The sequence below is a fragment of the Kribbella sp. NPDC051620 genome (genome assembly GCF_044453825.1).
In the GTDB taxonomy this organism is placed as follows: Bacteria; Actinomycetota; Actinomycetes; order Propionibacteriales; family Kribbellaceae; genus Kribbella.
Genome location: NZ_JBITDB010000001.1, coordinates 363,622 through 389,883, shown reverse-complemented (window position 1 = coordinate 389,883; position 26,262 = coordinate 363,622). Strand labels below are relative to the sequence as shown.

Annotated in this window: 24 protein-coding genes; 14 read left to right on the top strand and 10 right to left on the bottom strand. The window is 64.8% G+C overall.

The features are described from left to right. Window positions 1-157 precede the first annotated feature (157 nt). Together ACIA12_RS01800 and ACIA12_RS01795 are read left to right on the top strand one after the other, a co-directional pair. Window positions 158-469 (top strand): MerR family transcriptional regulator, encoded by a 312-nt coding sequence (locus ACIA12_RS01800; RefSeq protein ID WP_396364884.1) that lies wholly within the window; start codon window positions 158-160, stop codon window positions 467-469. Between the two features lie 84 nt (window positions 470-553). After that, complete coding sequence (locus ACIA12_RS01795) at window positions 554-1,249, top strand: GAF and ANTAR domain-containing protein (RefSeq protein ID WP_396364883.1); 696 nt, start codon at window positions 554-556, stop codon at window positions 1,247-1,249. A gap of 142 nt (window positions 1,250-1,391) precedes the next feature. On the opposite strand, the gene ACIA12_RS01790 is transcribed toward ACIA12_RS01795, so the two are convergent. The 3 genes from ACIA12_RS01790 to ACIA12_RS01780 are packed head-to-tail and all read right to left on the bottom strand — an operon-like array spanning window position 1,392 to window position 4,518. Continuing rightward, window positions 1,392-2,456 carry an ABC transporter ATP-binding protein gene (locus tag ACIA12_RS01790; protein ID WP_396364882.1) on the bottom strand — a complete coding sequence of 355 codons (1,065 nt, stop codon included), beginning with the start codon at window positions 2,454-2,456 and terminating at the stop codon, window positions 1,392-1,394. Further along, window positions 2,449-3,468, bottom strand: coding sequence for an ABC transporter ATP-binding protein (locus ACIA12_RS01785; protein ID WP_396364881.1), 1,020 nt, complete (start codon window positions 3,466-3,468; stop codon window positions 2,449-2,451). The genes ACIA12_RS01790 and ACIA12_RS01785 overlap by 8 nt, the downstream gene beginning before the upstream one ends. Window positions 3,469-3,480: 12 nt before the next feature. After that, window positions 3,481-4,518: a LacI family DNA-binding transcriptional regulator gene (locus ACIA12_RS01780; protein ID WP_396364880.1), complete on the bottom strand. Its 1,038-nt coding sequence runs from the start codon at window positions 4,516-4,518 to the stop codon at window positions 3,481-3,483. Window positions 4,519-4,715: 197 nt separating this feature from the next. Here ACIA12_RS01780 and ACIA12_RS01775 point away from each other — a divergent pair, with 197 nt between their 5' ends. The 8 genes from ACIA12_RS01775 (at window position 4,716) to ACIA12_RS01740 (ending at window position 15,215) form a co-directional block, all read left to right on the top strand. Continuing rightward, window positions 4,716-6,689, top strand: a complete 1,974-nt coding sequence (locus tag ACIA12_RS01775) for an ABC transporter substrate-binding protein (protein ID WP_396364879.1) — start codon at window positions 4,716-4,718, stop codon at window positions 6,687-6,689. 30 nt (window positions 6,690-6,719) lie between these two features. Then, window positions 6,720-7,703 (top strand): ABC transporter permease, encoded by a 984-nt coding sequence (locus ACIA12_RS01770; RefSeq protein WP_396364878.1) that lies wholly within the window; start codon window positions 6,720-6,722, stop codon window positions 7,701-7,703. 10 nt (window positions 7,704-7,713) lie between these two features. Beyond that, window positions 7,714-8,916 (top strand): ABC transporter permease, encoded by a 1,203-nt coding sequence (locus ACIA12_RS01765; RefSeq protein ID WP_396364877.1) that lies wholly within the window; start codon window positions 7,714-7,716, stop codon window positions 8,914-8,916. A gap of 26 nt (window positions 8,917-8,942) precedes the next feature. Then, on the top strand, window positions 8,943-10,376 hold the full coding sequence (locus ACIA12_RS01760) for a hypothetical protein (RefSeq protein WP_396364876.1): 1,434 nt from the start codon (window positions 8,943-8,945) through the stop codon (window positions 10,374-10,376). Beyond that, window positions 10,373-11,857: a glycoside hydrolase family 32 protein gene (locus ACIA12_RS01755; RefSeq protein WP_396364875.1), complete on the top strand. Its 1,485-nt coding sequence runs from the start codon at window positions 10,373-10,375 to the stop codon at window positions 11,855-11,857. Before ACIA12_RS01760 ends, ACIA12_RS01755 begins: the two co-directional genes overlap by 4 nt. 15 nt (window positions 11,858-11,872) lie before the next feature. Continuing rightward, window positions 11,873-12,961 (top strand): glycoside hydrolase family 172 protein, encoded by a 1,089-nt coding sequence (locus ACIA12_RS01750; protein WP_396364874.1) that lies wholly within the window; start codon window positions 11,873-11,875, stop codon window positions 12,959-12,961. After that, window positions 12,958-14,538, top strand: coding sequence for a glycoside hydrolase family 32 protein (locus tag ACIA12_RS01745; protein ID WP_396364873.1), 1,581 nt, complete (start codon window positions 12,958-12,960; stop codon window positions 14,536-14,538). The genes ACIA12_RS01750 and ACIA12_RS01745 overlap by 4 nt, the downstream gene beginning before the upstream one ends. Before the next feature lie 308 nt (window positions 14,539-14,846). Further along, window positions 14,847-15,215, top strand: coding sequence for a lipopolysaccharide assembly protein LapA domain-containing protein (locus ACIA12_RS01740; protein WP_396364872.1), 369 nt, complete (start codon window positions 14,847-14,849; stop codon window positions 15,213-15,215). Between the two features lie 103 nt (window positions 15,216-15,318). On the opposite strand, the gene ACIA12_RS01735 is transcribed toward ACIA12_RS01740, so the two are convergent. The 6 genes from ACIA12_RS01735 to ACIA12_RS01710 form a co-directional block, all read right to left on the bottom strand. Continuing rightward, window positions 15,319-16,107 carry a glycerophosphodiester phosphodiesterase gene (locus ACIA12_RS01735; protein ID WP_396364871.1) on the bottom strand — a complete coding sequence of 263 codons (789 nt, stop codon included), beginning with the start codon at window positions 16,105-16,107 and terminating at the stop codon, window positions 15,319-15,321. A 61-nt stretch (window positions 16,108-16,168) separates the two neighbouring features. After that, window positions 16,169-16,966 (bottom strand): inositol monophosphatase family protein, encoded by a 798-nt coding sequence (locus tag ACIA12_RS01730; RefSeq protein WP_396364870.1) that lies wholly within the window; start codon window positions 16,964-16,966, stop codon window positions 16,169-16,171. A gap of 154 nt (window positions 16,967-17,120) precedes the next feature. After that, a complete protein-coding gene (locus ACIA12_RS01725; protein WP_396364869.1) occupies window positions 17,121-18,191 on the bottom strand; it encodes a LacI family DNA-binding transcriptional regulator in 1,071 nt (356 codons plus the stop codon). A gap of 118 nt (window positions 18,192-18,309) precedes the next feature. Beyond that, window positions 18,310-19,131, bottom strand: a complete 822-nt coding sequence (locus tag ACIA12_RS01720) for a carbohydrate ABC transporter permease (RefSeq protein WP_396364868.1) — start codon at window positions 19,129-19,131, stop codon at window positions 18,310-18,312. Further along, window positions 19,131-20,093, bottom strand: a complete 963-nt coding sequence (locus ACIA12_RS01715; RefSeq protein ID WP_396364867.1) for a carbohydrate ABC transporter permease — start codon at window positions 20,091-20,093, stop codon at window positions 19,131-19,133. The genes ACIA12_RS01720 and ACIA12_RS01715 overlap by 1 nt, the downstream gene beginning before the upstream one ends. After that, window positions 20,090-21,256, bottom strand: coding sequence for an ABC transporter substrate-binding protein (locus tag ACIA12_RS01710; RefSeq protein WP_396364866.1), 1,167 nt, complete (start codon window positions 21,254-21,256; stop codon window positions 20,090-20,092). The genes ACIA12_RS01715 and ACIA12_RS01710 overlap by 4 nt, the downstream gene beginning before the upstream one ends. A gap of 361 nt (window positions 21,257-21,617) precedes the next feature. On the opposite strand from ACIA12_RS01710, the gene ACIA12_RS01705 reads away from it, so the two are divergent. Then, complete coding sequence (locus tag ACIA12_RS01705) at window positions 21,618-22,328, top strand: MgtC/SapB family protein (protein ID WP_396364865.1); 711 nt, start codon at window positions 21,618-21,620, stop codon at window positions 22,326-22,328. 282 nt (window positions 22,329-22,610) lie between these two features. On the opposite strand, the gene ACIA12_RS01700 is transcribed toward ACIA12_RS01705, so the two are convergent. Next, the gene (locus ACIA12_RS01700) at window positions 22,611-24,359 is read right to left on the bottom strand and encodes a DNA integrity scanning protein DisA nucleotide-binding domain protein (RefSeq protein WP_396364864.1); all 1,749 of its coding nucleotides are present in this window, start codon (window positions 24,357-24,359) and stop codon (window positions 22,611-22,613) included. 102 nt (window positions 24,360-24,461) lie between these two features. On the opposite strand from ACIA12_RS01700, the gene ACIA12_RS01695 reads away from it, so the two are divergent. The 3 genes from ACIA12_RS01695 to ACIA12_RS01685 all read left to right on the top strand — a co-directional run bounded on the left by ACIA12_RS01695 (window position 24,462) and on the right by ACIA12_RS01685 (window position 26,225). Continuing rightward, window positions 24,462-25,124, top strand: a complete 663-nt coding sequence (locus ACIA12_RS01695; RefSeq protein WP_396364863.1) for a hypothetical protein — start codon at window positions 24,462-24,464, stop codon at window positions 25,122-25,124. Window positions 25,125-25,479: 355 nt separating this feature from the next. Next, complete coding sequence (locus tag ACIA12_RS01690) at window positions 25,480-25,875, top strand: hypothetical protein (protein WP_396364862.1); 396 nt, start codon at window positions 25,480-25,482, stop codon at window positions 25,873-25,875. Between the two features lie 17 nt (window positions 25,876-25,892). Beyond that, entirely contained in the window at window positions 25,893-26,225 is a 333-nt protein-coding gene (locus tag ACIA12_RS01685; RefSeq protein ID WP_396364861.1) for a hypothetical protein, read from the top strand. The last annotated feature ends 37 nt before the right edge of the window (window positions 26,226-26,262 follow it).

Sequence of the window (26,262 nt, the reverse complement as noted above, 5' to 3'; positions counted from 1 at the left end):
CGGATCGCCCGCCAGTGCCAGTACTTCGCCAGGCGGGTGCCGTAGTTCCATCAGATAGATGGTGACAATCCAACAACCCCTTGGGCCCCGGTGCTTCGGCACCGGGGCCCTTCGGCATGGAGGTTCGATGAGCCCAGTTGCACACACGGAGACCCTGATGAGTTCACCCCCGGCCGGCCCAGCCAGTTTCGACGACGACGACTACCCCGCCTTTACGATGGGCCGGGCCGCGGAGATGCTCGGCACCACACCGGGGTTCCTGCGGAGCCTCGACGAGGCGAAACTGATCACGCCGCAACGCTCGGACGGCGGCCACCGCCGCTACTCCCGCTACCAGTTGCGCCTTGCCGCGCGGGCACGTGAGCTCGTCGACCAGGGCACCGCACTGGAGGCGGCCTGCCGGATCATCATCTTGGAAGATCAGCTCGCTGAAGCCTTGCGCATCAACGAGAAGCGCCAGCAGCCCTAGCGTCCGCGTTGCTGGCCGGTTCGGGGCATGATGGGTGGGTTGGCCCCAGGGACAGCGGGCCCCTCGACACCCTCGGGAGCGTTGGTGACTACTTCTGATTCCGATGCGTCGCTGGATGCTGACGCCTTCGCCCGGTTGGCTGTCGAGCTGCATGATGCTGACGGCGTCGACGACACCATCGAAGCGGTGGTGCAGTTCGCGCTCCACGCCGAAAACTGCACGTACGCCGGCGTCGTGCTCGCGACAGCCGGCGGGCGGGCCGAGATCGGCGCCGTGACCGATCCGGTCGTCGAAGCGATCTACACCGCACAGCTCAACACCGGCGACGGGCCGGTCCTGGCAGCTTTGGCTTCGGGACTCACCGTCTACGTCGCCGACGTCGGCAAGGACGACCGCTGGCCGCACTGGCAAAGCGAGGTCGCCGCGGCGAAGATCCGTAGCGTGCTGCATGTGCCGATGAAAGCCGGCGACCAGGTCATCGGCGTGTTGTCGCTCTACACCCTGCACCCCGACGCGTTCACTGCCGATGACGAGGCGATCGCCCACATCCTGGCCCGGCATGCCTCGGTCGCGGTCGCGACCGCCCGGCAAGAAGAAACGATGGCCAGGGCGGTGGATGCCCGCAAGCTGGTCGGGCAGGCGATGGGGATATTGATGGAGCGCTTCGACCTCGACAGCGACCAGGCATTCGCGGTGCTTCGGCGCTACTCCCAAGACACCAACACCAAGCTGCGTGACGTCGCCCAGCACCTCATCGACACCCGCAAACTACCCTCCTGACGCCGGAACGCCCTGCTGCCCGAGCAGCCTGGGATGTTCAGGTTCCCGCCCGCTGATGGCGAGCCTTGAACGGCTACGCCGACGAGCCGACGGCACTACCCACGCTCGACGGCCTTGGCGAGTTCGAGGTCGACTTGGGCCGTCACACCTGCGTCGTCACCTTGGTTGCGTTGGGGTCAGGGTTCTGCCATCCGCTGGTGAGGGTCAGTTCGTCGGCGCGGTGGCACGCCACGTGATGGGCCGGCGAGATCTCTCGCCAGACAGGTGCTTCGACCCGGCAGCGGTCGATCGCGTAGGGGCAGCGGGGATGGAAGTAGCAGCCGCTCGGTGGTGCGGACGGGCTGGCGACCTCGCCGCGCAGAACAATGCGCTCGCGGTGCCGGTTTGGTTCGGGGATGGGGGCTGCCGACAGCAGAGCCTCTGTGTAGGGGTGCCGCGGCCGGCTGAAGAGTTCGTCGGTCGGTGCTTGTTCGACCAGCTGACCGACGTACATCACCGCAACGCGATGGGCGAGGTGTTCGACGACCGCCAGGTCGTGAGCGATGAACAGATACGAGAGGCCGAGCCGCGCCTGGAGGTCTTTCAGGAGGTTGAGGATCTGGGCCTGGATCGACACGTCGAGCGCGGAGACGGCCTCGTCGCAGACGATCAGCTTCGGATCGCAGACCAGTGAGCGGGCGATGCCGATCCGTTGCCGCTGGCCACCACTGAAGGCGTGCGGATAACGGTGCAGGTGCCGGCTGCTCAGGCCGACGAGCTCGAGTGTTTCCAGGACGCGCTTCCGCGCATCAGCACCACGGGCGAGACGGTTGTGGACGAGTGGCTCCAGGACGATTTCCTCCACTGTCATCCGGGGATCCAAAGAGGAGTACGGATCCTGGAAGATCATGTGGAAGTTGCGCCGCGCCGTCCTGAGCTGGTCGCCCTCGGCGGCGGTCAGGTCCAGCCAGTCGTCGCCGTCACCGCGGAGTGTGACCCGGCCGCTGGTGGGCTCGATCGCGCGGACGGTCATTCGGCCCAAGGTGGTCTTTCCGGACCCGGACTCCCCTACCAGCGCGAGCGTTTCTGCCTTGTCGACGTGGAGGCTGACCCGATCGACTGCCCGGACCACCGCGGAGTTTCGGCGCCACAGACCTTTCCGGATCGGGAAGAACTTGGTCAGCTCCTCGACGGCGAGCACCCGCCGGTCATCGGTTTCGTCAGACATCTGCCCAGTCATCCTTCGGCTCCTGCTGCTCGTCGTAAAGGAAGCACCGTACGAAATGGCCTTCTTCGACCTCTGTCAACGCCGGAACCGCGCCGTCGCAGATGCCTTCCAGCGCACTGGGGCAGCGGGAAACGAACCCGCACTGCGGCGGCAGTCCGATCGGTGTGGGCACCGACCCCTCGATGACGTCCAGCCGGTCGACACGCTTGCCCGGCCGCGGGACCGACCTGAGCAGCTTCTGGGTGTATGGGTGAAGAGGTTTCTCGAAGAGCTGCTCGGTACTGGCGCTCTCGACCACCCGCCCCAGGTACATGACGTAGACGCGATCGACGTACTCGGCCACGACCCCGAGGTTGTGCGTGATGTAGATCGCCGACATCTCCTCCTGCTCCTGAAGGTCCTTCAGCAGCTCCAGGATCTGCGCCTGGATCGTGACGTCCAGGGCCGTGGTCGGTTCGTCGGCGACGACGATCCGCGGCTTGCAGCCCAGAGCCATGGCGATCATCGCGCGCTGCCGCATACCGCCGGACAGTTGGTGCGGGTACTCGTCGTAGCGCTGCTCCGGACTGGAGATCCCCACTCTGGCGAGCAGTTCGAGCGCTCGGTCGCGGATCTGCGCCGGCTTGAGATCGGTGTGCAGGCCGATCATCTCGCTGATCTGGAAGCCGATGGTGTGTACCGGCGAGAAGCTGGTCATCGGCTCCTGGAAGATCATCGAGATCTCGTTGCCCCGGATCGAGCGGAGCTCGGCGGAGTCCGGCTCGAGGGCGAACACGTCGGTGACCCCGCCGTCCTTGCGGCTGAGCACCGCCGTGCCCTGGACGACCTCGCCCGGCGCGACGATGAGACGCAGGAGCGAATGCGCCATCGTGCTCTTCCCGCAACCGGACTCGCCGATCACCCCGACGATCTCGCGTTTACCGACGGTCAGACTGACCCCGTCGACGGCCTTGATCACACCTTCGTCGGTGAAGAAGTACGTCTTGAGATCCTTGAGCTCGAGCAGGTTCATAGGTCGTTCCCGTCAGTTGGGTGGCGGTCCCACGCTTTCGCGAAGAACGGCCGGGCATTCGATCTCATGGACGGTGCCGGCCCGGCCGTTGGCGGGCGCTCCTTCGAGGAGGTACTGGGCAGCCGCGTAGCCCATCTCGTAGTGCGGCAGCTGAATCGTCGTCAGTGGCGGACTGGCGTAGGCGGCTAGTTCGAGTTGGTTGTCGTAGCCGACCAGCGACACGTCCCGCGGGATGGAAAGGCCCAGCTCCATGATCGCGTAGTAGGCGCCGACGGCCATCCGATCGCTGCTGCAGAACAACGCGGTAGGTGGTTCGTCGCTGGTCAGCAGCTCGCGGGCGTGCCGGTGACCACTGTCCGACTGGTAGGTGCCGTTCCGGACGAGCTTGGTCTCGTAGGTGACTCCAGCCTCACGCAAGGCCTGGCGATATCCCTTGAGCCTTTCCTTGGCTGCATAGGTCGTGCTGAGACCGTTGATGAAGCCGATTCGGCGATGGCCGGCCTCGAGCAGGATCTTGGTGGCCGTACGGCCGCCCTCCTTCTCGGCCGGTATGACGGAAATGTAGTCGGTGCCCGGGGCGTAGCAGTTGAGCAGAATCGCCTGCGTCCGCTCCAGGCTTCGCGGCGGCGTCACCTCGCGGGTGTACATCGCGCCGAAGATGATGCCGTCGACCTGACGGCCGAGCACCATCTCGATCGATGCCTGCTCCATCGAGGGATCCCCGCCGGTGTTGAGCACGGTGAGGAGATGGTTGCGTTTCCACGCGTACTCCTGGGCGCCACGGATCGTGTCACCGGCGAACGGCGTCGTGGCGATCTCGTCGGTGATGAAACCCAGCGTCTCGGACCTCTGCGTGCGCAACCCGCGCGCCGCGTGGTTCGGCTGATAGCCGAGCGTTCTGATCGCCTCGGTCACCCGATCACGGGTCGGCGCGGAGATGCTGGTGGCCCGCGGATCGTCGTTGAGCACCATCGAAACCGTGGTCGGCGACACCCCGGCCAGCTTGGCCACCTGCGCCATCGTCGGCCGCGGGGTCCTCTGTGCCACCATGCCACCTCTCCTCGGATCCGATTTAGTAAAAGGATTCAGTGGCAGACCGCCAGTGTCAAGCGATGAGCGGCACTTTGTGTCATCCAGATGACTCAGGCATGTCCGGCTCTTGACGAGCTATCCAAGCCACTGTATCAATTTACTAAATCGTAACACCTAACGGCCCTGGCGCTGATCCTCGAGGAGTTGCATCGCAGATGAACCGAAAGCTGAGGCGCCTGATCGCGCCGGGTGTGGTCGTGGCGCTCGTACTCGCCTTCGTGGTGGTACGGCAGTCCTCGGGCGACGACGAACCGGCCCGTACCAGCGCGGCAGGAGAAGGAGCGAAGTCGGCCCGGGGGTTCCTCGAGCCGCCGGCGCTGGCGGCGAAGGTTGCCGCCGGCAAGCTGCCGCCGATCGACCAGCGATTGCCGGAAAAGCCCTTCACCGTCGGCGAAGGAACGCTCCTGCAGAAGGAGCAGATGGACTGGCAGGACGGCAGGTACGGCGGGACGCTGAAGGGATCCGCCACGTTCCCGACCGGCTGGGTGAACATCGCCGGTGGCGCGACCATCCTGAGGTCGCCGAGTCAGTCGACCGGAGTCAGCGCCCCGAACATCGTCAGCGACTTCTCCCACAGCGACGACTACAAGACGTTCAAGTTCACCATCCGCAAAGGGCTGCGCTGGTCGGACGGCGTCCCGCTCACCACCGATGACGTGCGGTTCGCCTTCGAGGACATGTACCAGGACAAGGAAGTGCAGCTGCCCTGGCCGACCGAGCTCTTCACGCAGGGCGACGCCAAGCTCGGGCCGGCCAAGCTCAAGGTCGTCGACAAGTACAGCTTCGAGCTCAAGTTCTCCAAGCCCTACGGCTACTTCATCGCCGACCTCAACTCCTGGATCCCCTACTACAACATCCTGTTCAAGCCGGCCCACTACCTGAAGCAGTTCCACAAGAAGTACGCCAAGCCGGCCGAGCTGGCAGCGCTGGTGAAGAAGAACCGGCGGGCCAACTGGGTGCAGCTCATCACCTACAAGGACGTGGCTCACTGGGACGTCGGTGCTCCCCAGGCGCTCGGCCTGCCGACACTGAACGCGTGGGTGCTGACCCAGTCGACGGAGAACCGCAGCGTCTACGACCGCAACCCGTACTTCTGGCACGTCGACAGGTCCGGCCACCAGCTCCCGTACGTCGATCAGGTCGTCATCGACCGGGTGGTCGACGCCGACGCCCTGACCAACGCTGTCCTGGCGGGGCAGGTGTCGCTCGCTTCGGGTGGCGAGGTGAGCCTGAACAAGATGCCGGTCTACAAACAGAACGCCGCGCGCTCGAAGTTCCGGGTCTTCACCACGAAGTCGTTCAACAACCCGCTGCTGATGTTCCTCAACCAGGACTACCAGTACCAGAACCCGGCCAGCGCCTGGCAGAAGCTGATGAGCGATCCAGCTCACCGGTTCAGCAAGGCGGTCGCGGCCGCGGTCGACACCGAGGGCATCAGCAAGTCCGTGTACTTCGGGCTGTACCAGAAACTGGGGCCCGAATGGCAGGGCCACGACCCCGGGCTGGCCAAGCAGCTGCTCGACGAGGTGGGGATGAATCGTACCGACGGTAAGGGGTTCCGGCTCGGCCCCGACGGCAGGCCGTTCGTCTTCCGGCTGACCCACGCGGCAGGATCGCCGGACTTCGACCCGGTCGCGGAACTGCTGAAGGAACAACTGCAGCAGGTCGGTATCAAGGTCGAGATCGAACGAGTCGAGGGCACCTTGTTCGACCAGTGGAAGGCCGCCAACCAGATTATGGCGTCGATGGCCTGGAACGACGGGCCGGCCTGGGCGTCGGGCATCTCCGAGGATTATCTGCCGACCAGCAAGGGGCCGTGGTCACCCGCGACCTGGACGTACTTCACCTCCAACGGCAAGGAGGGACGCAAGCCGCCGGCGAACATGCAGAAGTTCTACGAACTGGCGACCGCGCGCAAGGCGTTCCCGCCGGAGTCGCCCGAGGGCAAGAAACTGTACGACGAACTGATGACGTGGCTGCGTGAGAACTACGCCTTCATTCCGACCGCCGGCGTGCGGGTCACCCCCAACATCGTCGACACGCGACTGCGGAACGTGCCGAAGGAAGGCGCGCCGTACGAGCTGGACACCTACATCAACGCCGAGGCCATGTGGTTCGCCGATGAGTGAGCCGGCTCGACCCGGAAGGGAGGCACTCTGATGGCTCGGTTCGTGCTCCGCCGACTGCTGACGCTGATCCCGTTCCTGTTCCTGATCTCGATCGTGTCGTTCGCCGTGATCCAGCTTCCCCCGGGCGACTTCGTCGACACCTACGTCCGCAACCTCGAGGTCCAGGGCGGCACGGTCAACCAGGGACAGCGGGCCGCGATCGAAGCCCAGTACGGCCTGGAGAAGCCCATGTACGTCCAGTACGGCATCTGGATCGACCATGTCGCCCACGGCGACTTCGGAAACTCGTTCCTCTACGACCGCCCGGTCGGCGACATCCTGAAGGAGCGGGTGCCGCGGACCGTCGGCATCGCCTTGGCCGCGATGTTGCTGACCTGGCTGATCGCGGTCCCGATAGGCATCTACTCCGCACTGCGGCAGTACTCGATCTGGGATCACCTGTTCACCTTCATCAGCTTCGTCGGGCTGGCCGTTCCCGGATTCCTGCTCGCCCTCGTGCTGATGTACGTGGTCTACGAGAAGACCGGGTGGCTGGTGACCGGCATGTTCTCGCCGGAGTACCGGGCCGCGCCGTGGTCGGTGGCGAAGTTCGTCGACATGCTCAAGAACCTGTGGCTGCCGCTGCTGGTCCTGTCCGTGACGAGTGCGGCCGGAGTGATCCGGGTCCTGCGTGCGTCACTGCTGGACGAGGTCAAGAAGCAGTACGTCACCACGGCCCGCTCGAAGGGCATGCCGGAATGGAAGCTCGTCCTGCGCTACCCGGTGCGGATCGCCATCAACCCGCTGATCTCCACGATCGGGTGGATGCTGCCGGCCCTGGTCGGCGGTGAGGTCGTCGTCTCGAAGGTCCTCAACATCCCGACGACGGGCCCGGTGCTGCTGGAGGCGATCCTCGCCCAGGACATGTACCTCACCGGCGCGCTGGTGATGATCCTGAGCACCCTCACAGTCATCGGGACACTGGCCTCCGATGTTCTGCTGGCCGTGGTCGATCCCCGCATCAGGTACGAGTGAGGTGCAACTGATGACCGAGACAGCAACTCACGAACCGCAGACCAAGGATCGGCACTACGTCAACCGCCGGGGCGCCGAACTGCTCAAGGAGCAGAAATCGGCGCGCGGCCGGCGTCAACGGCGGACCGAGGAACGGCTGAGGGAAGCCTCGCAGGCGCGGCTGGTGCGCGCCAGATTCACCAAGCACCGCCTCGCCACCGCGAGCCTGATCCTGCTCGTGGCCATGTACGCCATCGCCGTGTTCGCCGACTTCGTCGCACCGTACGACAAGCTCCAGCGATTCGAGGACGCGCAGTACACCGCGCCCACCCGGGTGCACCTGATGGACCAGCAGGGCAACTGGCACCGGCCCTTCATCTACGAGACCCGGAACGAGCTGAACCCGGACACGTTCCAGTACGAGCAACGGGTCCCCGACGGCGCGCAGCGGTATCCGATCAAGCTGCTCGTGAAGACGAAGCCGTACAAGCTCGTCGGCGTCGTTCCACTGGAGCACCGGCTGTTCGGCACCGAGGGGCGCCCGGTGTTCCTGCTGGGCAGCGACCACCTCGGCCGGGACCTGTTCTCGCGGCTGATCCACGCATCCCGGGTGTCCCTGCTGATCGGTCTCGGTGGTGTAGCGCTCAGCTTCGTGCTCGGCGTCACGCTCGGCGGAATCTCGGGCTACTTCGGCGGCCTGACCGACTCGGTGATCCAGCGCCTGATCGACTTCCTGATCAGCATCCCGTTGATCCCGTTGTGGATGGCGTTGTCCGCGGCGATCCCGCAGGGCTGGTCAGGCATCCAGACCTACTTCGCAATCACCTTGATCCTCTCCCTGGTGGGCTGGACCGGACTGGCGCGGGTGGTCCGCGGCAAGGTGATGTCGCTGCGCGACGAGGACTATGTCACGGCCGCCAGAATCTCCTCCGCGGGGCACTTGTCCATCATCCGCAGACACCTGCTGCCCGGGGTGACCAGCTTCCTCGTCGTGCACATCACCCTCGCGATCCCGGGGATGATCCTCGGCGAGACCACGCTGAGCTTCCTCGGCCTGGGCATCAGCGCCCCGGACGTCAGCTGGGGAACCCTGCTGCAACAGGCCCAGGACGTCACCGTCGTCGCGAACTACCCCTGGCTCCTCGCACCGGCCGCCTTCCTCGTCCTGGCCGTCGTCTTGTTCAACTTCGTCGGCGACGGACTCCGCGACGCCGCCGACCCCTACTCACGCTGATGTTCTCGAAAGGTTGGGAGTCCTCCATGCGGATCTTCTACAAACCCGCCCCCGGTGTCGTCGGCGACTGCATCCCCTTCTACGCGGACGGTCGCTACCACGTGTTCTACCTCAGGGACTACCGCGACAGGGACTCGTACGGCATCGGCAGCCCGTGGCACCACGTCTCGACCGACGACTTCGTCACCTTCGTCGATCACGGCGAAGCACTGTCGAAGGAGACCATCGACGACCAGGACGTCACCGTCGCCACCGGATCGGTCATCACCGACGACGCCGGGCTGCACCACATCTTCTACACCGGGATCAATCCGTACTTCCGTGACGACGCCCACCGCGAGCAGGCCATCCTCCACGCCACCAGCAAGGACCTGATCAGCTGGACCAAGGTGGCCGGCGAGGTCTCGTACGCCGACGAGATGCGCTACGAACGCCATGACTGGCGCGACCCGTTCATCTACAAGGACCCCGGCACCGGCCGCTACAACATGCTGGTCGCTGCCCGCACGGCGCACGGTCCCGTCAGTCGCCGCGGTTGCACAGCGCTCCTCACCAGCGACGACCTTTCGAACTGGAGCGTCGAGGAGCCGTTCTACGCCCCGGCCCGGTACCACGGTCATGAGTGTCCTGACCTGTTCCGGATGGGTGACTGGTACTACCTGGTGTTCTCCGAATACACCACCCGAACGGCCACTCGCTACGTCATGAGCCGCTCCCTGCAAGGGCCATGGCTCACTCCGGCCGACAACCTGTTCGACAACCGGGCCTTCTACGCCGCGAAATCCGCCGGGGACGAGCAGGGCCGCAGGTACCTGTTCGGCTGGAATCCCAGCAAGGTCGGCGACGCGGACGGTGGTGACTGGCAGTGGGGCGGCAGCCTCACGGTTCACGAGATCGTGCAGAACGACGACGGAACCCTCGGCGTCCGGATGCCCTCGACCCTGGCTTCCGCGTTCGGGCAGCCAAGCCGGCAAGGACTTCAGCTGAGTGACTCCAGCTGGGTCGCCACGCCGGAGGGATACCGGGCGGACTCCCCGCACGCCTACACCGAGGCCTACGGCGAAGCGATGCCGGCGAGCTGCCTGATCGAAGGCGAACTCACCTTCACCGAAAACACCGGCACAGCGGGTGTCCTGCTGCGAGTCGATGCCACCGGCGACACCGGCTACTTCCTGCGCTTCAACCCTGACCGGCAGGCTGTGCAGTTCGGCAAGATCGGCGGCTACCGCAACTGGTACGTCGACCACATGCCCGAACTCGACCGGCCGCTCCCCATCCAGTCAGGTGTGCCGATCCGCTATCGCATCGTTGCCGACGGCACAGCCTTCGTTGCCTACGTCAACGATCAGGTCGCGCTCAGCGGACGGCTTTACGCTCCATACCCCGGACGGGTCGGCTTGTACGCGGACGGCGCCACCGTCACCGCCAGCACCCCGACCGTCCGGCAAGGAGCGCGATGACGGACGAGAGTAAGCTCCCGACGGTTGCCGACCTCGGCGAGCTGGCCTGGCGAGATCCGCACCGGCCGCGGTTCCACTTCGTGTCGCCCGGTGGCTGGCTCAACGATCCCAACGGCCTCACCCAGTGGGGCGGCACGTACCACCTCTTCTACCAGTACAACCCGGACTCGGCACGGCACGAGCGCATCCACTGGGGCCACGCGGTGAGCATGGATCTCGTGCACTGGAGTGACGAGCCGATCGCCCTGACTCCAGAGGACGGGCCCGATGCAGACGGCTGCTGGTCCGGCGTACTGGTGAATGATCGCGGCGTACCGACCATGATCTACTCCGGCCGCCGCGACGGTACAGAACGAGCCTGCCTGGCCACTGGTGATCCTTCGCTACGCAACTGGCGCAAAGAACCCGGCAACCCAGTGATTCCCGAACCGCCGGACGACCTCGACCTGGTCGCCTACCGCGACCACAGCGTCTGGCACGAAGGCGGCCAGTGGCACCAGCTCATCGGCGCCGGCATCTCCGGGCGCGGAGGTGCGGCATTGCACTACACCTCCCCCGACCTGCGTTCCTGGCAGTACGAGGGCCCTCTGCACACCGCTGACGGCGACAGGCCGGGCACGCTGTGGACCGGAACCATGTGGGAATGCGTCGACCTGTTCGCACTCGGCGAGCGTCACGTCCTACTTTTCTCCGTCTGGGACGACGGAACGACGCACTATCCGGCGTACTACGTGGGCGACTACGCCGACGGCAAATTCGTCGCCACGTCACTGCACCAGCTCGACTACGGCCTGCGCCACTTCTACGCTCCTCAGTCGATGACCGACTCCGACGGCCGCCGGATTGCCTTCGGCTGGATCCAGGAAGGCCGAACGGACCTCGCCACCCAGCGGGCCGGCTGGTCCGGCGCGATGTCGCTGCCGCGACAGCTGACCATCGGCCGCGACGGCCAGCTCGTCCAGGAACCTGTCGCGGAGATCGCGGCGCTACGACGCGACCACGTGGCAGTACGGCCGCAGACGCTCGAGCCCGGAGTCGCCATCGAGCTGTCCGAGGTGATCGGCGACCAACTGGACATCGAAGCCCGGCTCGTCATCCCGGACGGCGCGTACGCCGAGATCGCCCTCCGCTGTTCACCGGACGGCACCGAACGTACTGTCATCTCCATCGACCGAGCAGGGACCGGCGAACTGCGACTCGACCGCGCCAACAGCAGTCTGGATCCTGACGTCGACCGGACGCCACTGGCCGGAGCACTGCCGATCCCGGCCGACGGAAGCGTCGAACTCCGGATCATCGTCGACCATTCGGTGCTGGAGATCTTCGCCAACGGCCGGGCCCTCACCGCGCGGATCTATCCCACCCGCCCCGATGCCACCGGCGTCTCGCTGCGCGTTTCGGACGGCGCTGTCCGGCTTGAGCAGCTTGACGCCTGGACCATGGCCGACATCTGGACCGGCCCGCGCCCGTTGCGGCCCTGACAAGGAGACAACAACTTGTACGAGTTCGCACCCACCATTCGGCCGGGAGTGGTCAGCCGCTCGATCACCGCCGAGAACCCGACCGGCGCCAAAGGCGCCGGCGGCCGGGCAGCCTCACAACTCGGCGCCGGCCGGAAGGGCCGGCCGTGTCTGACCCTGCCCGCAGGTGAGACCACCGAGCTCGCCCACATCGAGGGCAGCGGCCGGATCACCCACCTCTGGTTCACCCTGCCCGACCATACCGACGCCGTCGGGTTCGTTCTCCGCGATCTCGTCCTCCGCGCCTACTGGGACGGCGAGGACACCCCGTCGGTCGAAGTACCGATCGGCGACTTCTTCTGCTGTGGCGCGGGAACCCGGGCGCTGATCACCTCGGCGCCGATCACCGTCGCGCCGACCGGCGGCATGAACTGCTACTTCCCGATGCCGTTCGGGACCGCCGCGCGGATCACGATCACCAACGAACACCCGGTGGAAGTCGGAGGATTCTTCTTCCAGATCGACTACCAGCTCGGCGAGTCCCTACCCACCGACACCGGTCGGTTCCATGCCCAATGGCGCAGGCAGAACCCCACCGAACCGGGCATCGACTACACCATCCTGGACGGCGTCCGCGGCCGTGGAGCCTACGTCGGTACCTTCCTCAGCATCACCGCCCTCGAGCGCTACTGGTGGGGCGAGGGCGAAGTGAAGTTCTATCTCGACGGCGACGACGAGTATCCGACGATCTGCGGAACCGGGACCGAAGACTACGCAGGCGGTGCCTGGGCCTTCCAGGACCAGCTCAGCTCGACCGTCGAGCCCGATGTGCTCACTTTCAGCGCGCCCTTCTCCGGGTACCCGCAGTACGCCACCCGCGATACGTCGAAACAGGCGGTGTACACGACCGCCATGGCGCCCGTGCACGGCATGTACCGGTGGCACCTGCCAGACCCGATCCACTTCGAGCAAGACCTGCGCGTCACCGTCCAGCAGATCGGACAAGTCGGCCCGGACCTGTTCGAGCGCAGCGACGACGTCTCCTCGGTCGCCTACTGGTACCAGCTCGAGCCGCACGCGCCGTTCCCCCAATTCCCTAGCAGAAACGAGCGGAGACCCCGATGACCCATCCCCGAATCTCTCGCCGCGGCGTGGTGGCAAGCGCCGGCGGCCTCGCGTTGGGCGGCGCGGCAGCAGTGTTCTTCAGCCCGCCCGCAGACGCTTCGACCGGGCCGGCCGGCGCACCAGGCAAGGCTCGTAGGCCGACCTACCGGCCGACATACCACTTCAGCGTGCCTGACAACTGGAAGAACGACCCGCAGCGGCCGATCTATGTCAATGGTGAGTATCTGTACTACTACCTTTACAACGCCGACTACCTCAACGGCGGGCCAGGCACCGCGTGGCGGCTGGCGACGACGCGCGACCATGTGCGCTTCCGCGACCGCGGCATCGCGATCCCGAAGAGCAGCGACGGCAACGGCGACTGTTGGTCGGGCAGTGTCGTCGTCGATGAACATGGCAGGGCCGGCTACGGAGACGGAGCGATCATCGCGCTGGTCACGCAGGCGCCGAAGGGCGTGCAGGCGCAGTACCTGTGGTACTCGACAGACGGCGGACGCAAATTCCAGGCTGGTCCGACGGACCCGGTATTGCCGAATCCTGGTGTCCGTGACTTCCGCGACCCGAAGATCATCTGGGATGCCGACCGCTCGCACTGGGTCCTCGCCAACGCCGAGGGACAACGCATCGGCTTCTACGTCTCCCTCGACCTGCACTCATGGCAGTTCGCCGGCGAGTACCGGCGTACGGACATCGGGCTACTGGAGTGTCCCGACCTGTTCACGATGACCGCGGACGACGGAACGCAACACTGGGTGCTGGGCGTCAGCGCGAACGGCAAGGCCCGAGGTCTGCCCGCGACCTACGCGTACTGGATCGGGGCATTCGACGGCGCATCTTTCGTACCCGACGCCGACGCACCGCAGTGGCTCGACTGCGGCTTCGACTTCTACGGCGCCGTCACCTACCCGCACCATGACGCGAACGGGAACGAGAATCCAGCACTCCGGCACGCCATCGGCTGGGCCAACTTCTGGGACTACCCACACAACACTCCCTCACTCGTGACCGACGGCTACAACGGCGACGACATGATCACGCGAGACGTCCGGCTGCTGCGAACCGGCACGGGCTACGCGCTAGCCTCGTCGCCCACCGCGGCACTGCACGACTATGTGACTCGCACGCACCGGATCGGCGACGTACGCCTCTCCGGTGTTCGCGACCTGGACGTGCGCGCCACCGCCTACGAACTGTCGTGCGAGCTCGAGTGGAATCCAACGTCGCCGCCGTCCAACATCGGCTTCGAACTACGCCGCGCACCACACGGCGGCGGCCGCCACGTCGCAGTCGGCGCCTACCTGAACGGCCCCTTCGCCTACGTCAACCGCCGCCCGACCGTGAACCCGACCGGCGGCGAATCGCAGTCGCCGATCGACCCCACGACCGGACGACTGGCCATCCGCATACTCGTCGACCGCTCGAGCGTCGAGTACTTCATCGACGACGGCCGCGACGTTCACTCCCACCGCGTCTTCCCCCTCCCAGCCGACGACCACATCCGCCTGTTCGTCAACGACGGCGAAGCAACCTTCCGCGCCCTCACCATCCGCGAACTGAACGTCGACACGCCCAGCTGACCCCGAACACATCGCGGCGAACGGCAGTACTGCAGCGGACTGGGCCAACGCCGACCGGTCGCACCCAGGACGGTCATCACACGCGACAGCACCAACGAGCCGGCTCCGCGGCGTACTGTGGAAATATCCGGGACCGACGACACTCCGCTCCTGAGGTGCCAGCCACACCCGGCGCCTGTGCAGGGAGAAGACCCATGTCCGGACTACGTCGCACTCGCAGCAGCACCTCGAGACACCGCGCCCCCGCCGAACGGGCCACCGCAACCCCACCCGGCCTACCACCGGAGCCGGACGACCAAAGAGACGTTGTGGACATCCCACCGTCACCCGCGGATCCTGCCGTCGTGACACCGAGCGCCTCTACGACACAGGTACCGAGAACCCGCGCCGGGGCAGCCTGGGTCGGCATCTGCGCCGCAGCCCTCGCTGCGGTCGTCCTGATCGTCTTCATGCTGCAAAACACCCGCACCGTCCAGATCAGCTTCCTCTGGATGGACGGCTCACTACCGCTGGCCATGGCACTGCTGATAGCGGGCGTCGGCGTCGGCATCGTGACCATGCTGATCGGAACCGCACGACTCACCCAGCTACGACGGCTCGCCCGACGCCGCCGGCAGCCGGCCACCCATGCCGGCCCACCATCATCAGAACCGGGCAACACGGCAACCACCGACTGAAACCAGCCGCCGTGGGGAACCAACACACCACGTTCAAGCCGGGCGAGGGGCCTGACGCAGCCAACTCGTCGTACGGCCTCGCGCGATCAACGGAGTTGCCGAGCTAGCAAGTCGCGTTTGCATGGATGGGTCTGCCTTGTCCGAACGAGGGAAAGCGGTTTGTGAATTCGCTGGACGCTTTGAGGAGGTCGCGAGCGTAGCCGGGTGCGTTTGAAGCGGATGCGTCGACGTCGAGCTCGAGGATCGTGCGGATGTCGGCGGGTCCTTCGATCAGGGACGCCTCTACCCGGATCCCGTCGTGGTGGATGTCGTCGACGAGTGCGCGTGTCAGCGCGCGGAAGGGCATCAGAACCGTTGATGCGCCGATCCGTTTGACCTCGTCGCGCCAGTTGCTGTCGGTGTCCGGAACATGAAGGCCGACGCCTCGCGGCAGGCCGGTGCTTGCGCTGACGAAGTCGGCCAATGACAGGGAGCTGAAGCTTGTCACGATGCATCGTGCTTGATCGCTTTCGGAGCGCCGGCTCAACAGGTCGGCAAGAGGCTGTGCCGCGGCCAGCGCTTTGATTTCGATCCTTAGCAGGGCGGTCGTCGAGTCGAGCACCTCGTCCAGTGTCGGGATGCGCTGGTCCTGGCCTAGGTTGACGCTTCGGATCTGTTCGAGTGTCAGGTTTTCGATGGGCGTCCGCAGATGGGGTGTCGAGGTCGCGGCGGTGCGTTCGACGGTGCGGTCATGGAGGACAACGAGGGCGCCGTCTCGAGTGAGCTGGACGTCGAGTTCGTTCTCGTCGACGCCGACGGCTTCCGCGCTGGCGAAAGACAGCAGAGTGTTCTCTGGCGCCGCAGCCATGTTTCCGCGGTGCCCAGCGAGGACGAATGTCCGTGGTGTGGTCACGTGTCTCCTAGATCGGGGTTTGGTTCAGGTGGTGTTGGGCGCGTTCGGCGGTTCTGGACGTTCATCGGTGGATCAGATGTGGTGTGATCGCGTCAGCGAGCAGCGGGGGCGCGGCTAGGAGGAGCGGTGTCCGGGGCGAGTCCTTCCCGCCTTGAACATGGGCGCCGGCGCGCGTGGCGATGAGTGCTGCTGCCGCGTAGTCCCAGACGGGAAGGTCCCACAGGAAGCAGGCATTGAGTCGCCCGTCGGCGACTGCGCAGATCTCCAAAGATGCGGCACCGTTGAGCCGGAAGTCGCGAATCCTGGGGGCGAGCCGAGCCATCGCGGCAACGACACGATCGCGCTTGCTGTGGTCGTAGCCGAAGCCGGTGGCGACCAGGGCGTCGGCGAGGGTGACTTGGTCATCGACGCGCAGTTCGCGTCCGTTGAGGACAGCTGGCTGATCTGCGGTCGCGGTGTATTCAGCGTTGAGCTCGGGGGCGAAGACGCAGCCGGCCAAGGTACGACGCCGGCCGTCAGGCTCGCGGGTCGTCGCGGCGATCGACACCGCGTAGTAGGGCGATCCGAACAGGTAGTTCACGGTTCCGTCGATGGGGTCGACGATCCAGGAGATTCCTGACGTGCCACGTGTCGGTTCGCCCTCTTCGCCGAGAAAGCCATCGTCCGGGCGGGCGGCTGCCAGGTCCCTGCGGATCAGTGATTCGACCGCGGTGTCTGCCTGGGTGACGATGTCCAGTCGATTCGATTTCGTCGACGCGATGCTGATTCCATCAGCGCGCATCTTGGCGGCCAGCTCGCCGCCCCGTTTGGCGCTGCTTCGAGCGATGTTCAGTAGTTGTTGGGTTTCTAGGTTCGTCAAGTCGGATACCGCCTCGGATAGTCAGTCTTGTTCGGGCCGGGATTGGCGATGCGGGCCTTGTGTTTGCCGATGTGGGCAGGGCGAATCGACGCAGCACGGCGTAGAGGTGTAGTCCGCGTTCGGCCGTCACCCGCCAGAACGCGTCACGAACGGTCTAGTGTGCGGGCGCCGGTCCCGTTGTGCGGCTTACGAGCAGGTCACCGGGAACGAATACTTCGCGGCTCTCGAGTTCGTCGCCCTGGATCAGCTTGTGCACGAGATCGACTGCTGCGGTCGCCAAGCCAGCTGTCGGAACGCGGAAGGTGGTCAGCCCGAGGGCCTCGTGGTCGAGGGGCGGGAGCCCGTCGAAGCCGGCGACCGACAGATCGCCAGGAACCGACAGCCCGAGATTCGCGGCCGCGGCGAGCACATCAAGTGCGATGAAGTCGTTGTTGCACAGCACCGCGGTCACCGACTCCTGGTGCAGCCCGGAGAGCACGTCCATCAGGTTGGTATCCGGTTCGACAATGACGAGGCGGTGGCGAATACCTCGGGCTTCGAGGTGGCTGCGCATCCTTTCGATCCGGACCCACTGGGTGGGAGATTGCTCCGGCGGGACTGCGGTCAAGGCAACGGAGGTATGTCCGAGCGCGGTGACGTGCTCAATGAGCACTACCCCGTCGTCGGGGTCCGGAGCGACGAACGGCACGTCGGGGTTGGATGCTTGGCCCATCTGCCCGACGAGAACCAGCGGAACCTGGCTTGCGATACGCCGTATCGTCAGCGGGTCGACAACCGGTGAGGCAACAACGATCCCGGCTGCCCGAAGACCGGCGAGAACCATCAGCGACCGGTAGTTGGCTTCGTCGGCCTGATCGAACGAGGACACAGTCAACACCTCGTACCCGCGTGTCCCCGCTTCGCCGGTGAACCCTTTGGCGAGATGGCCATAGAACGGGTATTCCGAGTTCCGCAGGAACAGACCCAGCATTGCCGTTGACGGCGCCGACAGGCTGCGAGCGATCTGGTTCGGGACAAAGTCGAGCTGCTGGACCGCCTGCCGCACCTTTTCGAGGTTCTTCCGGCTGACTCCAGGCTGTCCTAGCAGCGCACGAGACGCCGTCGACTTCGACACGCCGGCCAACAGCGCAACATCACGGATCGTGCTCGCTCTTCGGCTGTCGTCCTGAGGGTCGCCGTCCACCAAAACGCCGTCTGGGGAGTCTGCGTCGGCGCTGCTGGGCACGGGACTCATGCTACCGGCCCTCGCGAGGTGTACTTCACGCCGACCTTCGCCTGCGAGGTGCGGACTTTTGCCATCTTCTGTTCAGTCCCTTCTGTGAGGTTCGTCCACCAGGCGCCGGTCACTTCAGACCGCTTCGCGCAACGCTGGCGATGAATCGCTTCTGGAGGACGAGGAAGACGACGACCATCGGCAGTGCGGCGAGTACACCGGCGGACATCAAGACGTTGTAGTCAGTGGTGTACGAGCCGCGGAGCAGAGCAATTCCTGGTCCCAGGGTCAGCTTGTCGATCGACCTGTTGACCACGATCGGCCACAGCAGTTCCTTCCACTCGGACAGGACAGTCAAGATCGCGAGTGTGATGAGGCCGCCGCGGGCGATCGGCACAACGATCGTGCTCAGGATGCGCAGGTGTGATGCGCCATCCATCCGAGCCGCCTCGACCAACTCCCGCGGGATGCCGCGAAAGAACTGATACAGCAGGAACACCCCGAACACGTCGAAGATCGACGGCAGGAACAAGGCCACCAGGGTGTCGGTGAGGCCGCACGCGGAGATGATCGCGAAGTTCGGGACGACAAAGATGTCGCCGGGGACCATGATCAGGGCCAGAACGGTGACCAGGATGACCCGCGCTCCCGGAACCTTGATGACGGCGAGCGCATACGCGGCGAGGGTGCAGATGACCAGCGTTCCGATCACCCGTCCAACCGACGCGACGACGGTATTCCCAAAGAGCGTCAGATACGGGATCCGGTCGAACACCCCGCGGGCCCCGTCGAGGGTCGCTGGATCGGGTATCGGCTTCGGTGGGACCAGGAGGGTCTGGCCCGGCGTCATCAAACCTGTGGCGGCCATCCAGGCGAACGGCGCGAGAATCAGAAGACCGACGGCGGCAACGACGGCGACGGTCCACCAGCGGACGCGATGTCGGTGCAGCATCAGCCGTCCTCCCCGTAGTGAACGAAACGACGTTGCAGACGGAACAAGACGATCGATACGGCCAGGATCAGCACGAAGAGCAGGGAGGAGACGGCCGAGGCATAGCCACGGTCACCGACGTTGAGGAACGCCAGTTGGTAGTAGTAGTAGACGGCCGTGAGCCCGTAATTCACTGAAGCTGACTGCTCTGGCGGCAACAAGATGTAGGCCACGTCGAACAGCTTCAGTGTGCCGATCGTCGTGGTGAGGATGACGAAGAACAGCGACGGGCTGAGAAGCGGCAAAGTGAGCGAGAAGAACTGGCGCGCCGGCCCAGCACCGTCGATGGTGGCCGCCTCGTAGATGTCGGACGAGATTTCCTGCATGCCGGCATAGAGGATGATCGTCGGGACGCTGAAGGACAAGAAGACGACGATCACCGTGATGACGACAGTGACACCGGCCGGGGATCCGAACCAGCTGACCGGCGAGCCACCGGCGGCCTGGATGATGGCGTTGATGAGACCGTACCGGGTCTGGAACAGCCACCCGAACAACAAGATGGCTGCCGTCGGGAGGCACACTGCCGGCAGGAACACGATGGCTCGGAACGCTGACTGCCCGCGGAACCTGTACTGCATCAGCGTGGCGCACAGCAGTGACACCACGACCACACCAGGCACGACGAACGCGGCAAACTTGAACGTGTTGCCCAACGCGATCCACAGTTGGCTGTCGGAGAGCAACCGTTGGTAGTTGGCGAGCCCGGTGAACCTCGCCGTTCCGAAGGCACCGGCCTTGTTGAACGACAGCCACACGTTGTAGCCGAAGCCGTAGAAGCGGAAGACCAGTAGTCCAGCAAAAAGGGGAAGCAGGAACAGGAAGCCGATCCGGGCGTCCCGCCGGCCGGGTGCATGCCGCACTGTGGGGCGACGCAGGCCCTCCTTGACGCCCTCGGGGCGCCGAAGCGTGAGGCTGGTCATTGCTTCAGTGACCTCGTGAGGATGGCGTCGGCCTTGCTCGCCGCCTCCGACGCGGAAATCGACCCGGCGTAGTACGGCCCGGCCACCGTGCTCTCGATCTCCGGCATGACCGCGCGGATCTTCGGGAACTCGGTGGTGGTGCGCAGGTAGTTCTGCTCGAGCGTCACATCGAACGCTTTCTGCATCCCGTCGATCTTGCTGTTCGCCTTGTAGTACGCCTCCTTGACACCAGCAGACACGTTGGCGGGGAAGGACGCGCCACCTTCGGCTTGCAGCTGGGCACCCTCATCGGAGGTGAGGTACTTGATGAGTTTCCACGCCGCGTCCTTCTGCTTGGAGTTGGCGTTCATGACGTAGGACAGCCCGTTGGTATCGGTCGCTCGCGACCCGTTGACCGAGGGTTGCGGGACCATCTGGAACGTCCCGCTCGCGACGTTGGCCTGCGCGAGCAAGGACAGCTCCCAGGACGGAACCTTCGCCATCGCAATGCTGCCCGACAGCAAGGACTGCGTCCCCTTGAAGTCGGCAGAGTCCTTGACCGGCGGGATGAGCTTCTTGTCCTGCAGGTCCTTGATCATCTCGAACGCCTTGATGCCCTGCGGTGAGGACACGGTGCCGGCGCCGTCCTTGACGACGGTGCCCCCGAGGGCGTGGATGAGGCTGCCCACTCCACGGTTGAAGTCGTAGTTGTAATACAGAGGCACGTCGGCGGACGAAGTCTGCTTCGCTTTGATCTCCCCCGCGATCCGGAGCATGTCCTCCCACGTCCACCCAGCGGTGGGAAGGTCAGTCACGCCGAGCTTCTTGAACACGGCCGCGTTGTAGACGACCGACCAGACGTCCTGATCCTTGGGGATCCCGTACTGCTTGCCGTCGAACTTGTACAAGTTGACGAGCTTCTCCGGGTAGGCGCCCATGGACACCTTGTCCTTCTCGATGTACTGATCCAGCGGCTCCAGGGCGCCGCCTTCGACGTAGACAGGGGCCCGCGAGCTCTGCCACATCACATCCGGGCCCTCGCCGGCACCAAGCGAGGCATCAAGCTTCGTGTAGTACTGATCCTCCGGCACCTGCTCCAGCGAAACCTTGACGTCCGGATTGGTGGCCAGGAAACCGTCGACGGCCTTCTGCACACCTGCCTTCTGGGCCGGATCCCAGATCATCAGGCTCACTGTGGCCGAGCCACCACCTGACGACCCCGCGGAACCCGACGAGCAACCGGCGAGGGCCGCGGCGACAGTCACCATGACCGCGGCCAGTACAAGGGGCCCGCGCGGGCCTTTGAAATGGTGCATCTTCATGCCTTCCGAGGAGATATGGTTCGTAGCGGGCCAAACTGGGACCGGTCCCGGGACCGGTCCCAGTGCGGGACGCTACCACCACCAGGACGATCCGAGAAGAGGGAGCTATGCGAAATTCATCCTCGCTTCACCCCACCCACACCGTGGTTGTCGAACGGCAGTGCAGTCGTCGCACCGCGGCCTCGGGCGGTACATCGAGGCGAAACCCGCGGAGGGGTTGAGCATGGGTTGGGCCTGGACTGGAACGACGACGACCGAGCTTCAACTGTTAGGCCTGGCCTTCGTGCTGTGCGCGATCATCGGCCTTGAACGCCTGTACCACCAGAAGGCCGCAGGCTTGCGTACCCACACGCTCGTCGGAATGGCCTCCGCGGTCTTCACCCTCATCTCCGCCTACGGATTCGCAGGCGTAGTCGGGTCCGACGTCGTCGTCGACCCGTCACGCATCGCCGCGCAAATTGTCTCGGGTATCGGCTTCCTTGGAGCCGGCGTGATCTTCATGCGCCGCGACATCGTCCGCGGCCTGACCACGGCCGCGACGATCTGGGTATCCGCAGCCATCGGCATGGCGTGCGCCGCCGGGATGCCAGTCATCGCCACAGCGCTGACCGGCCTGCACCTCGTGACGATCTTCGGACTCGCGCCACTCGGGCGGGTACTCCCGACAACGGACCGGCGACAAGTCCTTGCTGTCCGGTACCACGAAGGCGACGGTGTGCTACGCACCGTACTCGCGACAGCTACCGACATGGGATTCAATGCCGCGATCGTCTCAACATCGCTGACGCAAGGACCTCACGGCGACCGCATCGTCACGGTCAATTGCCGGTTCCGCGGCAAGGTTTCATTGCGCGAACTCGTGACCGAACTGACGGCCATCCCCGGCGTGGTCGGCATCCAAACCCGACCTGACGAGATCGCCGACGAAGACTAGCCGCCTCAACGCGACCCACACTCCGTGGCGGGGCTGGTACGGCTTGACCACGCCCGGACGGCTCGACTTCGAGCAGGACACGCTGGAGGCTCTAACACCACCAGATGAGCGCTGCCAGCAGCGACCGGCACTATCTGTCTTACGATGCCCTGCTCGCCCATCTTGAACCGAACGACCTCGCGGATCAGTCCACAATTTTGCGGGTCGACGCCGCCCCTTCGATAACGCAGAGACACCCTCGTCAGGCGTTGCGTCCGAGCAGCCCCGATCCAGCTGTACCGACTAGTCGGTGAAATAGTCGTCGTTCATGCGCGGATCGAGTTCGAAGGCCGCCAGGTGGATCCGCATGCCGGATGATTGCTGCCGGAGGTCCTCAGCGCGTTCTGTCGCCAGGTTCGATCGCTCGACCTGCCCGGCATCGAGGTAGAACGAGAGTCGCTCAACCTCCCGCCGAGCTTTCGAGATGGCCTCGAAGTTCAGTGGTTCCCCGTCGACCGCTGCTTCGAAATCGCGAACCGCTTCCTCCACCGCGGCTGCGGCCACCCGCGGCGCGAGCTCCGGCTCGATGTCAATCATGCCGTCCTCCGAAACGATGACGATTACGCACGGAAGGCTCGTCGTTCGCGAATAGCGAATCGCGGAGTTGTATCGCGCTCCTCGACCTGCGTCGCCCACCCCGGCGGCATAGCCGTCCAGGATCACACCCACGGCATGGCAGGTGCCATCAGGCGCCAGCAGGAGCGACCCATCGATCGCAGTGAGCGAATGAAACACCTCAGGCTCAAGCACTTGGGGCACGATGGCCACCGCCTGCGGCGCGAGGCGCGCCACCTCTTCCTCTGCGGATTCCGTGATCACCAACATCGTCCCATGAGCGGCCTTGGAGGCGATCAGCGCAACCTTCCAGAGGCGGGCTGCGTCGTCCTGACTGATTGTGGCGAACACACGCCGCACCGTGTCAACGAACCGTTCTTCTGAAATTCGCGGCCGCGGGACGACCGGTTTTCCGTGTTCGACCCTCATCAATCCGACCCCGCTATGTTCGAGCTCCCAGGCTCCGCGAGCGACTACAGCGATCCGGAAAGCATTCTCAGAAGTTTGGTCGTAGCCTTCTTTCAACCTGCCAAGCGCATACACCTCTTCTCCATCGCACAGAAGATCCAGACCTGGGGCGGTGATCTCCAACAGTTTGCGAAACTGCCGCTCAGCGGTAATATTTACTGGAGTCTGTAAACTTACGACGGTCGAGATATTCGCGTGGCGCCTGTCAACCAGACAGATCCCTCCCGCACCGGCGCGCCCCTCGTAGGGCATCGTCACCAATTCGCCCAACGCGTCGTACAAACTGTGCGCCAAGAAATTCCCCGTCATTGTGGCTACGGAATAGACCAGCGATCGCGCAGCGGCAAGGACGGCGTCTCGATCAGAAGCGTCACTGAGACTCGAGATACCTTGCGGAGCCTCCCCGGACGCCATGCACCGTGTCGCAAGGCGAAGAACGTTCTGGATGACTCCGAACGGAAGTGAGACTGTCATCGGCATATTGGTATGGGTGGACGTTGTCAACCGCGGCAGGGACTCGAATTCTTTCTTGTCGACTGAAAGCACTGGATGGACCTCGTGCTCCTCGATGCGCTGCGAGTAGCCAACAAAAAACACTCGATCACTGCCACCAGGAGCCATCGACAGCGCCGCTCCCAAGGCATCAGCCCGACTTCGGTCTCTGTATCCCGCATGACGGATCTCATTCAATTGGGGATCCGAATGGAACATTCGAAATTCCTGGCTGGCCACATAATTCGCCTGGCCGTCCGCAACCACAGTTGTAAGATGCTCGGGCTGTACATCCCCGGTCTCAGGCTCGACACAAATCGGCAGTCGTTGGGATTCCTCAGTCGCACGAAATCCGACGAGCATCGCGACCGGTTTCAGGTCAACACCGATTCTCTTGAGAGCGTACTGCGCCGTATGCTCCAGCGATAGCCGGAAGTGATGCTGGTATCCCCACATGAACTGATAGATCGTACGCACCCGATGGAGGATAGTCTTCCGGCTCGGTCGCGCGCACTGCTTCGGCTCTGTCTTAACGATGCGTGCGGCCGCCAGATACCGCCTGCCTCCAGGAGACAACCCATGCCGGCATCATCCGACCTCACGGCCTGGTCGACGATCGCGACAGTCGCACTCGGATCCTCCGTCGTGGGCACGATGGTGGGTAAGGTGCTCGACCGATCCAACTCGCGGACCGACGCCGTTCGATCCGGGTACGCCGACGCAGCGAAGGCACTCAATGCCTGGGGTCAGTTCCCGCTGCGAATCCGCCGACGTGTCGATGACGAGCCGGCAACACTTGCGCGCTTGGAGGCGCTGGGCGCGGAGATCCAGGAGTCGCTCGCTTATGCCACCGCCTGGGTTGCGGCGGACAGTGTCGAACTGGGACATGTCTTCAACCATCTTGTCCAGTCGCTGCGAGCTGAGGTGACGGTACATGCCAGGCAGGCCTGGGCGGCTGGTCCGGTAACTACCGGCGGAGCGATGAACATCGCAGGTCAGCCCCGGGCCAATGAGGAACCATCGGGTGTTCCTCCCGCCGAGTGGGTCGCAGTTCAGCTGTTCGCATCGGTGATTCACTACAGGGTCGGATGGCGGCGCTATATGTGGAGCCGGCCACTGCTACGACGCCGTCTTGGTCGGCTGTCCATACCTGAACTGGTTGAGGAAGCCTTCAAATCGAGGTCTGCTCGGCTCCTGCACCAAGCCGTTCCCGACTCATCCGACCCCGACTTGGCCAGCTAGGCATCCGGCATCATGACGAGATGACGCGCGTGTCCTTCGACACGAAGGCTACAGCTCGCGGCGTTCTCGTCGGTCCCGCTGGTGACGCTGGAGGCTCATCCGTTGCCGAAGCTGCGCGATCGCGCAGCGGGCCTGCCGCTCGACGCTGTGAGTCCTCTCGCGCTGGAGCTCTCGCGCCTCGTGGCAGCGAATGCGAAGAACGTGCCTGCGGTCGCGCGGGTCGCTGATTCCGGTGAGGTCCTTTACCGGATGATGGTGCCGGCGAAGGTTGCCGCGCAGCTCGGCAAGGGCCGGCGCCGCCGCCGGAACTGTCGCTGCCGGAGGTGCGATCACTGTCGCAGCGCCGCTGGTTCTGATGGCGATCGCGGTCGGCGCAACCGCGTATGCCGACCAGCAGCGCCGGAACGCGATCGAGCACATCGCCGACTTGCTGGAGAAGCTGCATGACGACAGGCTGGAGCAGGAGCGCGGTGAGCTCGACGGCTGCCGCGACGCCATCGACAAGGCCTCCGCGCTGCTGCTGGATCGGGGAAAGGTCGGAGCATCGCTCGGCCTCGACTCAGCTGTTCATGCGATCAGCACGGCAACGGAGAAGGCCGCCCGGCGGGTGCAGAAGTGGGAAGACGCCCTCGGCTCAATCGTCGACAACCGCATCGAAGTCGCCGATCTGGAGACTGCTTTTCCCGGTATCAGTAAGGAGGGCGGCGAGTTCCGCACCCATATCGAGCTGGCGCCCTCGCCATCGCGCTGAAGCGTCGCGTAGTCGTCTTGCAGGGAGTGGAGGCTGGTCAGAGCGACCCCGACAACCCGTTCGAAAACTTTGTCCGCAGCCTCCGCGTCGACCATCAGCGGATCGACGAGTTGGAAGCCCGCATCGACAACGTGCTCCAACGACTCTCGGCCCTTGAGTTGCGACCGCCGCAGGGCCTGATCGACAGGGTGATGACTCGAGGGCAGGTTGATGGCCTCCTTGAGACGTCCTATCGGCTCAGAGCCCTTGGTGATGGAGTAGCCGCCGCAGCCTCGACCGCAGAGGTCGTCATCGAGATCGAGAAGCACAGCGACGGGACGCTCCTGGTGCTTCCGGCCCGCGCAACCTAACCGCGACGGAGGGCTCCGTTGTAGTCAGATCGACGAA